The sequence below is a fragment of the Paeniglutamicibacter quisquiliarum genome (assembly GCF_019084045.1).
In the GTDB taxonomy this organism is placed as follows: domain Bacteria; phylum Actinomycetota; class Actinomycetes; order Actinomycetales; family Micrococcaceae; genus Paeniglutamicibacter; species Paeniglutamicibacter quisquiliarum.
Genome location: NZ_JAHRED010000009.1, coordinates 138,448 through 151,559 on the forward strand (window position 1 = coordinate 138,448; position 13,112 = coordinate 151,559).

Below are 13,112 nucleotides of genomic sequence, written 5' to 3' on the forward strand. Positions count from 1 at the left end.
ATGGAGGCAGGCAGCGACGCGCTGACCCTTGGCGCCGCCCTGTGGTCGATCGCCGTGGGCATCGAGCTCACCATCCGCATCACCATGGTCGGAATCGTTCCGGGCAACCGCCGCCCCACCACCGCGATGGCCTGGCTGCTGGCCATCTTCTTCCTGCCGGTGGCGGGCCTGCTGCTCTACCTGCTCTTCGCCAACATCAAGCTGTCGAGGCGGCGCATCGAACGCCAGCGGAGGGTCAACGAATCGATCCTCGAGGCCACCCAGCACCTGACCGGGGGCACCTGGGCCCCCGACGCCCCCGACTGGGTGCTCTCGGCGGTCGAGTTGAACCGGAGGCTGGGCGCGCTGCCGCTGCAGGCCGGCAACGCGGTGGAGTTCATCACCGGCTACAAGGAATCCCTCGAGGCGATGCGCCTGGAAATCGACAGGGCCCGGCGCTACGTGCACGTGCAGTTCTACATCATCGGCGACGACGAACAGTACGTCGCCCCGCTCCTGGACGCCCTGGAACGCGCGGTCGCCCGCGGGGTCAAGGTCAGGGTGCTCTTCGACCACCTGGGGTCGCTGCGCGTCAAGGGCTATTTCTCGCTGATTCGCAGGATGAGCGACGCGGGCATCAACTGGCGGCGGATGCTTCCGCTGGCGCCCTTCCAACGACGGTGGCGGCGCCCGGATCTGCGCAACCACCGCAAGATCGTGGTGGTGGACGGGCAGGTGGCCTTCACCGGCAGCCAGAACCTCATCGAGCCCGGATACAAGCGGGCCTCCGCACACAAGATCGGCCGGGAATGGGTCGAGCTCATGGTCAAGGTCCACGGCCCGCTGGTGACCAGCCTGGACGTGGTCTTCGCAACCGACTGGTCGCAGGAGTCCGACGGGGACCTGCTCCACGACCTGGCCGCGGTGGAAGAGGCGATGGTCGAGGCGCCGGATGCGGGGGAGGACCTCGGGCAGGTGGTGCCCAGCGGGCCGGGTTTCGAGGCGGAAAACAACCTGAGGCTGTTCAACACGCTGATCTATTCGGCCACCGAGCGCCTCTCCATCACCAGCCCCTACTTCGTTCCCGACGACTCGCTGCTCTACGCCATCACCACCGCCGCCCAGCGCGGGGTGGCGGTGGAACTCTTCGTCTGCGAGAAGGGCGACCAGGCCCTGGTGCAGCATGCCCAGCAGTCCTACTACGAGGCCCTGCTGCGGGCCGGGGTGCGGATCTACCTCTACAAGGCCCCGGCGGTGCTGCATTCAAAGTGCATGGCGGTGGACGACGACGTGGTGGTGATGGGATCCTCCAACATGGACATGCGCTCCTTCTCGCTGAACCTCGAGATCACGCTCATGCTCCTGGGCCCGGACCTGGTCAACGAGCTGATGAAGGTGCAGGACAGCTACCGGGCGAATTCGACCGAGCTGACCCTGGAGCAGTGGAGCCGGCGCACCCCGGTGAACCGGTGGATCGACAACGTGGCACGGCTTTCGGCGACGCTGCAATAGGCCCGCGGGCCCGATGCCCACCACCGCCCGTCGGCTTCGGACTTGACTCCCGCCGGGCGCCAGGTCTCCTCGCGGTCGGCCGCGGCACCGGGGATGTCATCGCCGCCGGAGCGCAGCGCGCCGATGAACAACACCCGCATGATCCCTCAGCCGATTTCATCCATCGGGGCAAGCGATGCCCCCTGGCGGCCACGATGCCGGCGTCCCGCGCCTTGGGGGCAGGGGAGCTGTCGGCGGACTCCCAGCCGCCCGGATCGCAGGCCGGCCAAGTCAAACAGGATTCAAGAAGTACTCCCCGGAGGCTCCGCCTAGAGTGGGAGACGTAAACCAGAGGACCGAAAGGAACAAGCCGTGAACACGACCTTCAGCAAAGAGGAAAAGGCAGCCATGCGGGCGGCCGTCGCCGAGGCAAAGGCCGCGAAGATCGGCGCCGACCTTGAGGCGGCGTGCCTTGCGGCCATCGGGGAAATGACGGGCACGGACAAGGAACTGGCCGAGACCCTGCACGCGCTGGTCAAGAAGCACACGTCCCTGGGTGCCAAGACCTGGTACGGCATGCCGGCCTACACCAATGCCGACGGCAAGGTCGTGGTGTTCTTCCAGAGTGCCGCCAAGTTCAAGGTGCGGTACGCCACCATCGGGTTCCAGCCGGACGCGAACCTCGACGAGGGCAATTTCTGGCCGAGCTCCTTTGCCGTGACCAAGCTGGCGGCCGCCGACCAAAAGCGCCTGGTGGAGCTGCTGAAGAAGGCCGTCAGCTAGTCCGGCCACCCGGGGAGCCCCCCGCCGTCGGGCGCCGGCTAGCTGCCGGGGAAGACGCTGCCGAGGGCCGAGAGGACACCGAAGGCCTTGGTGCGGACCTCGTCCCATTCCTCCTGGGGCGAGGAATCGGCGGTGATCGCACCGCCCACGCCCAGGGACAGGTCCCAGCGCCCGGAGATCTCTCCGCGAACCATGACCAGGGTGCGGATGACGACCGAAAGGTCGGCGGCGCCGGTGGCGGAAAAGTACCCGACGGCACCGGAATACAGCCCGCGGGCTGCCCCGTCCTCCAGGGTATCGAGGATCTCCATGGTGGAGACCTTCGGCGCCCCGGTCATGGACCCGGCGGGGAACGCCGCGGCAATGGCCTCGGCGCGCGGTGCACCGGGACGCAACCTGGCGTCGATGGTGGAGACCATCTGGTGAACGGTCGCATAGCTTTCGATCGCGCACAGCCGCGGCACCGAGAGGGTGCGGGGATCGGCGAAATGCGACAGGTCGTTGCGCAGCAGGTCAACGATCATGATGTTTTCGGCGCGGTCCTTGGGCGAGGACGCCAGCTCCTCGATCAATGCCTGGTCAGCTTCGGGCGTTGCCCCGCGCGGCCTGGTCCCCTTGATGGGCTCGGCACGCATCCAGCCGTCGGAACCGATCGACATGAACCTCTCGGGGGAGGTGCTGGCCGCGGCCATGTCGCCAAAGCGCAGGTAGTGCGCGAAGGGTGCGGGATTCGCCGCGCGCAGCCTCAGGTAGTTTTCCCACGGGTCGCAGGGCACCGCGTCCGCACGCAGGGACGTGGTCAGGCAGACCTCGTAGCTGTTGCCCAGGCGGATCTGTTCCTGCGCGGCACGGACCTTGCCCAGGTAGGCGGGGCGGTCATCGTGCGGGGTGAAGGCAGCGGCGGGTTCCAGGTGCGCGGGCACGGGGACGGCGGCGGGAAGCTGCGGCAGCAGCTGACGGACCCGGTCGAAGAAGCCCTCGGCGTCAGCGGCCGCGGTGGCCAGCAGGTGCACCGTGGAGGCCTGGTGGTCAACGACGACCACCTGGGAGGGCCTGATCAGCGCGGCATCCGCCGGTGCTGCCGGAGCCCCCGGCGCGGGAGGGACGTCGCTGCCGCCGGTTTCCCGCTTGAGCTCATAGCCCAGGTAGCCCAGCCAGCCGGGAACAAAGGGAAGGTCGCCCTGCGCCGGCAGGAAGCCCGCGGCGTCCCAGCTGCGGGCGAGCCAGTCGAAGAAGCCGCCGGTGAGCCTGGCGGTCGCGGTGCCCTCGCGCAGGATCCCCGCCCCGCCGCGGTGTTCATAGACCGCGCAGTGATCGGTGGTGGCAGCGGCCATGATGGAGTAGCGGTTGCGTTGGCGCGGGTCGGCGAACCCCAGGTTGCTGGATTCGAGCAGGACCGCGTGGTCGTTCCCGGCATACAGCGCCTCGAAGAGCGCGGCGGCGTCGGGTGCCGCGGGCAGCGCCGTGTGCACCGGCGCCTGGGCCGCCGACTCGGTGCGTTCGGGGGCCAGTGCCGAGGCGCACCGGGACAGCGACATCAGCGCGCGCAGCACGTGGTGCGGGGCGCTGCCGTCGGCCCGGTTTTCCACGGTCACATTGGCGTGCCCGGGTACGTCATCGGCATCGAGGTAGGTCCCTTCCTGGGCCGCCCAGCGGTCCCAGTGCGCGGCAAAGACCTCGCCGTCGCGTTCAAGTGCCCGGGACTTGCGCGTTTCGTCCGGCACCTGGACCCACACCAGGGCGTCGAGCAACCCGCGGGCGGCGGCGCAGCCTGCGCCTACGCCCTCGATGATGACCACGGGGGCAGGGGCGAGCGTGGCGCGCGGACCGGGGGCGCCTGCCGCCCAGTCCCAGCCGGTCCAGTCGGCTGCCTCGCCGCGGGACAGGGGAGCCAGGACGTCGGTGACGTAGGAGTGCGTGCCGGCCTGCAGGCCGTCCCAGCCGGGGTAGATGTCCTCGAGGTGGAAGAGGGCCACTTCGCGGTGGCGGCGCAGCGCGGTGGCAAGTTCCGCCGCCAGCGTGCTCTTCCCCGCTCCGGACCGTCCGTCGATGCCAAGGACCAGTACGGGGCTAGTTGCCACGTTGGGGCATGGTGTGTGCGCGCACGTAGTCGAGGACTCCCGGGATGGCGGCGTTGACCATTTGCCAGCACAGGCGGAAGTCGGCCGAATCGCCAAACCACGGATCGTAGATTCCCTGGCCCTCGACCGGGGCCGAGGCCAGGGTCGTGTCGAAGGATCGCATCATGCGCAGGTCGGGGCGGGGTGCCGAGGGATCGGCCGGCAGCATCTTGGCCAGCGCCGCGAGGTGCTCCTGGTCCATGGCCAGCAACAGGTCGGCGCCGGTCACCATGTCGGCGTCCAGGACCCGCGCCACGTGCTCCTCGGCGTTGATGCCGTGGGACTGCAGGATGGCGGCGGCCCGCGGGTCGATCCCGTGGCCGGCCTCGCCGTCGCTGGTGCCGGCGGACTCGACCAGGACGTCGAGGATTCCTGCATCGCCCAGGGCGGTGCGAATCATGTACTCGGCCATGGGGGAGCGGCAGATGTTTCCCGTGCACACTGTCAATATCCGGAACATGGTTTTAGTCTAGGGCCCTTACGCACCTAGTGACAGGCCCAAACACGGTTCGCGGCGATGGTTACCGGATTGTGCCCTTGGGCGCGCGTGCCACCGGTGTGGGGGCGGGGCCTAGTGGATGAAGACCAGCAAGGCCGCGACGAAGATGAACAGCGTGCCGAAGACGAGGTTCAGGATCCGCTGGCCGCGGGCGGTGGCCGTGAAGCGGCTGAAGCTCTTGGCCGAGGCGGCAAAGAACAGCCACATCACCACGATGTCCACCGCCACAATGGTTCCGATGAAGATGAGGTATTGCGGCAGCGCGGGCGCATCGAGCCGGATGAACTGCGGGGTGAAGGCCAGGAAGAACACGATGGCCTTGGGGTTGAGCAGGTTGACCCACAGTCCGCGCCGGAACATCGCGAGCGCCGATTCGCGGCCCTTCACATCGATCTCCTCCGCCCCCTGCGGCCTGGCCAGGATCAGCCGCACGCCCAGGTACACCAGGTACGCGGCGCCGGCGTAGCGGATCGCGGTAAAGGCCATCGGCGAACGGGAGACCAGCAGCCCGACGCCTGCCGCGACGACGACCACGTGCACCAGAAGCGCCGCCTGCTGGCCCAGGATTCCCCACATGGAGCGGCGGAAGCCGGAGTTCAGCGAGTTGGTCATGGTGTTGATTGCCCCGGCGCCCGGGGTGAAACTGATCAGCGTCGAGGCGCCAAGGAGCGAGAGCCAGAGGGAAAGAGTCACCGCTCAAGTTTAGGGCAGCCCGGCGGCAGCCGGGAGCATGCGGAAACCGACGCTAGGGACGGGCCGGCAGGCGGTGCGAGGCCGCAACCTGCGCATACCAGCGGGCGGAGGCCTTGGGGATGCGGGCCTGGGTGTCGTAGTCGACCCGCACGATCCCGAAGCGCTTGTCGTAGCCGAAGGCCCACTCGAAATTGTCCATGAGCGACCACACCAGGTACCCGCGCACATCCGCGCCCTTCTCCATGGCCCGGTGGGTGGCGCGCAGGTGGGCATCGATGAATGCCAGCCGGTCCGCCGAGTCATCCACGAAGCCCGCCGCGTCCGCAACGTCGTCGTAGGCGGCCCCGTTCTCCGTGATCACCATGGGGATGCCGGCCGGGCCGGTGTACAGCTCCTGCAGGCGCAGCAGCAACCGTTCCAGCCCCTCGGGCTGCACCTCCCAGTCCATGGCCGTGCGCGGCAGCCCGCGCGAGACCCTGCTGACGTGCTCGCCGCCCACGATCGGGGAGCGGCGGGGCAGGCCCCGCTCTGAGGCGAACACCAGCGGCGCGGCGGTCGCCGGCGGCAGCGCGCCCGAGGCGACCAGTTCCCCGTTGTAGTAGTTCACGCCCAGCACGTCGAGGGGGGCCGCGATGACCTCCAGGTCGTTGCCCCGGATGTGCCGCTCCAGGCCTGCCCCGGCCATGTCCTCGAGCACGTCCGCCGGGTATTGGCCGTGGAAAATCGGATCGAGGAAGATGCGGTTGAAGGCGCCGTCCACCCGCCGGGCGGCATCGACATCGGACCCGCTCGCGGGGTCCGCCGGGTCGGCCACGGTGAAGTTCAGCGTGATCCCCAGCCGGTGTTCCTTGCCCGCAACCTCCCGCATGGCGGTGGTGGCCAGCCCGTGCCCCAGCAGCAGGTGGTGCGCGGCCGCCACCGCCTCGGCCGGGTCCGTGTGCCCGGGGGCATGCTCGCCGCCGGCATAGGAGAGGAAGGACGAGCACCACGGTTCGTTCAGCGTGGTCCACTGGCCGACGCGGTCCTTCAGGTGCTCGAACACCTCCAGGGCGTAGTCGGCGAAGCGGTAGGCGGTGTCGCGGTTCGCCCATCCGCCGCGTTCCTGCAGGGCCTGGGGCAGGTCCCAGTGGTAGAGGGTGAGCCACGGGGCGATCCCGGCCCCCAGCAGCTCGTCGACCAGCCGGGAGTAGAAGTCCAGTCCCCGCGGGTTCAGTGCCCGGTCCCCGGGCTTGATGCGCGCCCAGGAAGTGGAGAACCTGTAGGTGTCCAGTCCGAGCTCGGCCATGAGCGCCACATCCTGCGGCATCCGGTGATAGTGGTCCGCGGCAATCGATCCGTCGTGCCCCCCGAAGACGGCGCCGGGCACCCGGCAAAACGCATCCCAGATGGAATCCTCGCGGCCCTCCTCGTGGGCGGCGCCCTCGATCTGGAACGCCGCGGTGGCGGAGCCGAAGCGGAATCCGGGCGGAAACTCCAGGGTGCGCGTTGAATCGAATCCGGCGGCAAGGGAACGGGGCGTGCCCGTGGTGGGGAGTTCGGTCATGGCGGGGACTGGTCCTCAACGATCATGAACGCACCAGCGTTCGGCCGACGGTTGCCACGAGCCTAGTGCGAATCGCCGCTGTGGGCCAGAGGCGGCGGGCAGGGCCGGGGGGAGGAGCCCTTTCCGGGACCTGCGCCCGTGCCGCGCTCGCCGGGGAGCGCGGCTAGGGGTGTTCCGCGGCGTGCCGTGCCCTGTCCACGCCGGCCGCCGCGTCGGCCATGAAGCGGGAAACCAGCTTCACTTCCTCGTCGGTGTAGGTGGAAATGACCTCCATCATGCTCGCCGCCAGGGGCGCGAACATGGCACGCCCGTCGGCCTGCGCCTTCGGGGTCATCTTGATCCGGACCACGCGGCGGTCCCTGTCGATGCGCAGGCGCTCGATGTGGCCCACGCGCTCGAGCCGGTCCAGCATGGCGCTGGTGGCCGGCGAACTAAGTTGCAGGGTCCGCGAGAGGTCGCCCGGGGTCGGAGGGTTTCCTGCACGTTCGAAGCGCATGATGACGGCCAGGGCGTTCATATCCGTGCGGTGGGTCTTGTGCCGGGTCCCGGTGGATTCGACGTAGCGGTCCGATGCCTGGCCGAACTGCTGAAGTAGCAGGACGAGTTCGAAGGCGGCGGCGGGATCCATGGTGACCATTCTATGCCGCCACTTGAAATAGTTCCATTATGGAAATACTCTTTGATGGAGACGTAATGGCAGGTGGGCGCAAGGCCGCCCGCACAACGAGGGGTTGGATCGTGGGAAATCAAGTCATGGAGGCCGGGACGGGCCCGGCCCGGCGGGGAATGAATCCCCGGCCCGGAACGGGCAAGGCAGTCTTCCGCGCGGTGCTTGCCGTGGTGCTGGTCGCCCTCTGGCTGGGCGTCGCCGGAGTTGGCGGGCCGACCTTCGGCAAACTCGGCGAGGTGCAGACCAACGACCAGGCGGCGTTCCTGCCGGCCACTGCCGAGGCGACCCGGGCCCTTGAATGGCAGTCGAAATTCCGCACCTCCGACGCCATCCCCGCCGTGGTGGTGATAGCCGGCGAATCGGCGATCGACCAAGGGGAAATCAAGGCACTGGCGGCATCGCTGAAGAACCTGGACGGACTGGACGGCGACATTGTCGGCCCCTTCGCCTCCGAAGACGGACTGGCCGCCCAGTTGCTCGTTCCGCTGGATGGCAGCGGCGAGGTCGAGGACGCCGTCAAGGCCCTGCGGGCAGAGCTCGACTCCCTCGTCCCCGACGGCACCCGCGCCCATGTCACCGGCCCGGCCGGCTTCAGTGCCGACCTGGTCGAGGCCTTTGGCGGAATCGACGGCGTGCTGCTGGGCGTGGCCCTCGGTGCGGTCTTCCTGATCCTGCTGCTGGTCTATCGGTCGGTCCTGCTGCCGCTCACGGTATTGTTCACTGCCGTTGCCGCGCTCTGTGCGGCGATCCTGGCCGTCTACTTCATGGCCAAGGAGGGATGGATCCGCCTCGACGGGCAAAGTCAGGGCATCCTGTCCATCCTGGTCATCGGTGCGGCGACCGACTATTCGCTGCTGCTGGTGGCCAGGCACCGGGAAGCCCTCTCCGGCGGGCAGGACCGCTGGGCGGCTGCCGCAACGGCGTGGAAGCGCTCCGTGGAACCGATCCTGGCATCCGGCGGCACCGTGACGGTCGGCCTGCTGTGCCTGCTCTTCTCGGACCTCAATTCCAACAAGGCGCTGGGGCCCATCGGAGCCAGCGGCATCGTTTTCTCCATCATTGCCGCCCTGAGTTTCCTGCCAGCCGCGTTGGCGCTGCTGGGCAGGAAGGCCTACTGGCCATTCATGCCCAAGCCGGAGCTCCAGCTGGCCCCCGAGGCGTTGCCCGCTGGCCTGTGGGGACGCGTCGCCGGATTTGTCGGCCGCCATCCCCGACCCATCTGGGTGCTCACCGCGCTGGTGCTGGCCGCCGGGGCGCTGGGCATGACCCAGCTCAAGGCCTCGGGTGTGCCGCAGAGCGAATTGGTCCTGGGCCAAACCGATTCCCGCGACGGGCAGGTCGTCCTGGGAGAACACTTCCCGGGAGGAACCGGAAGCCCCTTGTTTGCCATCGTCGATGAAGCCAAGGCGAGCGGACTCCTGGACACCGTCGGGGATGCCGACGGGGTGGCCTCGGCCTACCTCCAGGCCGCGGACGGCGGGCCCGCGCTGTCACAAGCCGGCCGGGATCCCCAGGTCGTCGAGGGCCGCATCCTGATGTCAATCACCCTGGACGACGCCGCCGACTCCGATGCGGCCAAGGCCACGCTGGTTGACCTGCGGGAGCTGCTGCACCAGCAGGACGCCGCGTCATTGGTCGGCGGAACCACCGCCACCCTGAGCGACACCGCGACCACCGCGCAGGCGGACCTGGTCAAGATCATCCCGCTGATCCTCGGCGCCATCCTACTCATCCTGATGTTGTTGCTGCGTTCGATCCTGGCCCCGGTGCTCTTGGTGGCCACGACCCTGCTGTCCTACGGGACGGCCATGGGCGTCTCGGCCTGGGTCTTCAACGGCATCTTCAACTTCGTCGGAGCAGACCCCTCGGTTCCGCTCTTTGGCTTCGTGTTCCTGGTGGCGCTGGGTGTGGACTACAACATCTTCCTGATGACCCGGGTCAGGGAGGAATCCCTGGACCACGGGACGCGTTCGGGGGTCCTGCGCGGTCTGGCCGTCACCGGAGGGGTGATCACCTCCGCGGGCGTGGTGCTGGCAGCCACCTTCGCGGCCCTGGGCATCATCCCCATCATGTTCCTGGTGCAGCTGGGCTTCATCGTGGCGTTCGGCGTGCTGCTCGACACCCTGGTCGTGCGGTCCCTGCTGGTTCCGGCGCTGGTCCGCGACATCGGCCCGAAGGTTTGGTGGCCAAGCAAGCTGGGACGCACAAGGTAACGGATCTCTCGTTCGGCGGCGGGCCGGGTACTGCTAAGCTGGATACTTGTAGATCGGTAAGGTGCGAGCACTCTGCTTGCAATCCGAGGGTCTATGCGTCGACAGACTGGATTTCCCGATCCGCCGCCTGATCCGTTTCCCCTCGCGGGAGACACTTGCGGCCGGTCGATGTGCGCCTAGCGCCATCTTGGCTCTCTCTTTCTTCGGCGACCACGCGCGCCGAAACCGTCGTGCGAAGCTTTGAGAGAAAGTACCACGTGAGTCCTTCATTCACTTCCCTTGGCGTGCCCGCAACCTTCGCCGACGTCCTCGCGTCGCAGGGAATCGAGAGCGCATTCCCCATCCAGGAAGCCACCCTTCCCACCACCCTGAACGGCGGAGACGTGCTCGGCCGCGGCCAGACCGGCTCGGGCAAGACCCTTGCCTTCTCCCTTCCGGTGGTCGCCCGCCTGGCCGCCAACCCCAAGCCGCGCAAGGCCCGCTTCCCGCGTGCCCTGATCATGGCACCCACCCGCGAACTGGCCACCCAGATCGCCAAGGTCGTTGAGCCGCTGGCCAAGGCCGTGGACCTGCGCGTGGCCGTCGTCTTCGGCGGCGTCTCGCAGCTGCGCCAGGAAAAAGACCTGAACGCCGGCGTTGACATCCTCATCGCCTGCCCGGGTCGCCTCGAGGACCTGCTCAAGCAGCGCGTCGCCGACCTGTCCCGCGTGGAAATCTCCGTGCTGGACGAGGCCGACCACATGGCCGACCTCGGCTTCCTGCCGGTCGTCAAGCGCATCCTGGACCAGGCCCCCCGCGGCATCCAGCACATGCTCTTCTCCGCCACCCTCGACAACGGCGTGGACAAGCTTGTCCAGCGCTACCTCGAGAACCCGACCGTTCACTCGGTCGACGCCCCGACCGCCGCCGTGAACACCATGGAGCACCACGTGTTCCTGGTGTCCAACGACGACAAGAAGGAACTGGTCCGCACCCTGGCCTCGGGCGCCGGGCGCCGCATCATGTTCATGCGCACCAAGCACCACGCCAAGAAGATGGCCGTGTGGCTGTCCAAGTGCGGCATCCCGACCGTCGACCTGCACGGCAACCTGAGCCAGAACGCCCGCGACCGCAACCTGGCCGCGTTCTCGGCCGGGGACGCCCGCGTGCTGGTGGCCACCGACGTCGCCGCCCGCGGCGTGCACGTCGACGGCGTCGAGCTCGTCGTCCACATCGACCCGCCGGCAGAGCACAAGGCCTACCTGCACCGCTCGGGCCGCACCGCCCGTGCCGGTTCGGATGGCACCGTTGTCACCATCGCCACCCCGGACCAGCAGGGCGACGTGAAGTCGCTGCTCAAGGCCGCGGGCCTGAAGGTGCCGATGGTCAAGGTCACCCCGAACGCACAGGTCGTTTCCGACGTCGTCGGCGAGCGGGCCGAGCCGGTTGCGTACGTTGCACCGCAGCTGCGCAGCACCGCCACCGTCCGCAAGGACACCTTGAACGACTCGGACGCAGCAGGCGGCCGCGGCCGCCGCCGCGGCGGCCGCGGCACCGCCAAGAGCGCCGGAGGCGAGGGACAGCGCCGCGAGGAAAACCGCGGCGAGCGTCGCACCGAGAACCGTGGCGGCAACGCCCCGGCCGGACGCGGCGGAGAGCGCCGCACCGAGAACCGCGGCGAGGGCCGTGGCTACGCCGCTGCCGGTGGCCGTGGCGGGGAACGCCGCAACGACAACCGCGGTGCCGGCGCCTCGGCTCCGCGCGGTGGCGAACGCCGCACCGACAACCGTGCCGACCGCCGCACCGACGTGCGCCAGGACGACCGCGACGTGGCCCGCCGCAGCGCAGTACCCAACCGCGGTTCGGCAGCGGCCCGCAACAACTCGGGCCAGCGCCAGGGTTCCGGCGCCGGTTCCCGCCCCCGCGGCGGCAACACCATCGCCGAAGCGCTGGGAGCTTCCAAGGTCGAGGCAGCAACCGGGGCAGGCCGTGGACGCGGTCAGCGCCGCGCCTCGTCGCCGGCCTCGAACGGCCGCAACTTCTAAGGCCATTCCCGCCGCCGCGCGCGGCAGGGCTTGAGCCATTGGCTGGGTCCGGGTTCACAACGAATGTTGTGGGCCCGGGCCCAGCCTGCTTTAAGGGATGAGGGGGATCCCTTCGGCTTCATCCCTTCGTCTGAATCCGGCGGGTTGCGGTTCCCGGGAGATCATCCCTAGGATCCGCGGGGGCGGCGGGACTGTCCAATAACCTTGGGGAATCAGCGCGGCAGGATCCGAAAGACTCGAATTACCTGTCGCCGAGGACGCCCGCACGCGCGGCAACTACACCCACGACCTTGGAGACAGCCTTGATTGAATCACTGCAGGAGTTCACGTCCAATTTTCCTCCCGCCCTGCAGTGGCTGGCCGTGATGCTGGCGGCTGCCGTTCCGTTCATCGAGTCCTACTTCGGCGCGGCGCTCGGCGTTGTCATCGGCATTAACCCGGTGATCGCCATCCTCGCAGCGATCGTGGGCAACGTTGCTTCCATGCTCCTGCTGGTCAACGGAGCCCACCTCGTGCGCCGGAAGATCGCCAGGGAACGGGAGGTCCCGTCGCTGAAGTACGTAAAGCTGCGCGCGGCCTTTGAGAAGTACGGCATCGCCGGCGTCAGCCTCCTGGGGCAGACCATCCTGCCCAGCCAGATCACCTCCGCCGCGCTGGTGTCCTTCGGCGCCGCCAAGGAGAAAGTCGTCTTCTGGCAAATCATTTCCATCATCCTGTGGGGCGCCACCTTCGGCTTGCTCGCCTTCCTGGGAGTGGACCTGGTCCTGGGCGGCTGACCCGCCCGCCGCGGGGGTGTCGAGGGCCCCCGGCGACCACGGGTGCCGATACCCGCACGGGACCGGCGCCTCGAGGGGGGGCACGGCGGAGTATGAGGCCCGAACCGGCCGATCTCTATCAGCGAACGGCTTTCACAGAAAACTCCAAGTTCCCCGTAATTCCGGGGAACTTTCCTGCTTTTCGGACATCAATCAGCGCTTCTCTTGCAAAGTTGAGCCATATCCACTCAACTTTGAATTGACATCGATTTGCCGCCGAGTAAACTTGAGTCCAGAACGCTCAACCGGTTGAATCCGGTTTGGACGTTGGTTCATTTTCCC

General features: G+C 68.3%; 10 protein-coding genes. 5 read left to right on the plus strand and 5 right to left on the minus strand.

Features of this window, described 5'->3' with window-relative positions:
• Window positions 1-1,491: a cardiolipin synthase gene (gene cls / locus KRR55_RS15995; RefSeq protein ID WP_217390148.1), complete on the plus strand. Its 1,491-nt coding sequence runs from the start codon at window positions 1-3 to the stop codon at window positions 1,489-1,491.
• Between the two features lie 351 nt (window positions 1,492-1,842).
• The gene (locus KRR55_RS16000; protein ID WP_336245144.1) at window positions 1,843-2,253 is read left to right on the plus strand and encodes a hypothetical protein; all 411 of its coding nucleotides are present in this window, start codon (window positions 1,843-1,845) and stop codon (window positions 2,251-2,253) included.
• A 38-nt stretch (window positions 2,254-2,291) separates the two neighbouring features.
• On the opposite strand, the gene KRR55_RS16005 is transcribed toward KRR55_RS16000, so the two are convergent.
• The 5 genes from KRR55_RS16005 to KRR55_RS16025 form a co-directional block, all read right to left on the minus strand.
• Complete coding sequence (locus tag KRR55_RS16005; RefSeq protein ID WP_217390150.1) at window positions 2,292-4,334, minus strand: chorismate-binding protein; 2,043 nt, start codon at window positions 4,332-4,334, stop codon at window positions 2,292-2,294.
• Window positions 4,324-4,833 carry a low molecular weight protein-tyrosine-phosphatase gene (locus tag KRR55_RS16010; protein ID WP_217390152.1) on the minus strand — a complete coding sequence of 170 codons (510 nt, stop codon included), beginning with the start codon at window positions 4,831-4,833 and terminating at the stop codon, window positions 4,324-4,326. Before KRR55_RS16010 ends, KRR55_RS16005 begins: the two co-directional genes overlap by 11 nt.
• A 111-nt stretch (window positions 4,834-4,944) precedes the next feature.
• On the minus strand, window positions 4,945-5,565 hold the full coding sequence (locus KRR55_RS16015) for a LysE family transporter (protein WP_217390159.1): 621 nt from the start codon (window positions 5,563-5,565) through the stop codon (window positions 4,945-4,947).
• 52 nt (window positions 5,566-5,617) lie between these two features.
• On the minus strand, window positions 5,618-7,108 hold the full coding sequence (locus tag KRR55_RS16020; protein ID WP_217390161.1) for a glycoside hydrolase family 1 protein: 1,491 nt from the start codon (window positions 7,106-7,108) through the stop codon (window positions 5,618-5,620).
• A 163-nt stretch (window positions 7,109-7,271) separates the two neighbouring features.
• A complete protein-coding gene (locus tag KRR55_RS16025) occupies window positions 7,272-7,736 on the minus strand; it encodes a MarR family winged helix-turn-helix transcriptional regulator (protein ID WP_217390163.1) in 465 nt (154 codons plus the stop codon).
• 158 nt (window positions 7,737-7,894) lie between these two features.
• On the opposite strand from KRR55_RS16025, the gene KRR55_RS16030 reads away from it, so the two are divergent.
• The 3 genes from KRR55_RS16030 (at window position 7,895) to KRR55_RS16040 (ending at window position 12,791) form a co-directional block, all read left to right on the plus strand.
• The gene (locus KRR55_RS16030) at window positions 7,895-9,991 is read left to right on the plus strand and encodes an MMPL family transporter (protein WP_217390346.1); all 2,097 of its coding nucleotides are present in this window, start codon (window positions 7,895-7,897) and stop codon (window positions 9,989-9,991) included.
• Window positions 9,992-10,248: 257 nt separating this feature from the next.
• Window positions 10,249-12,015, plus strand: a complete 1,767-nt coding sequence (locus KRR55_RS16035) for a DEAD/DEAH box helicase (protein ID WP_217390165.1) — start codon at window positions 10,249-10,251, stop codon at window positions 12,013-12,015.
• A gap of 302 nt (window positions 12,016-12,317) precedes the next feature.
• Window positions 12,318-12,791: a hypothetical protein gene (locus KRR55_RS16040; protein ID WP_217390167.1), complete on the plus strand. Its 474-nt coding sequence runs from the start codon at window positions 12,318-12,320 to the stop codon at window positions 12,789-12,791.
• Window positions 12,792-13,112 lie beyond the last annotated feature (321 nt).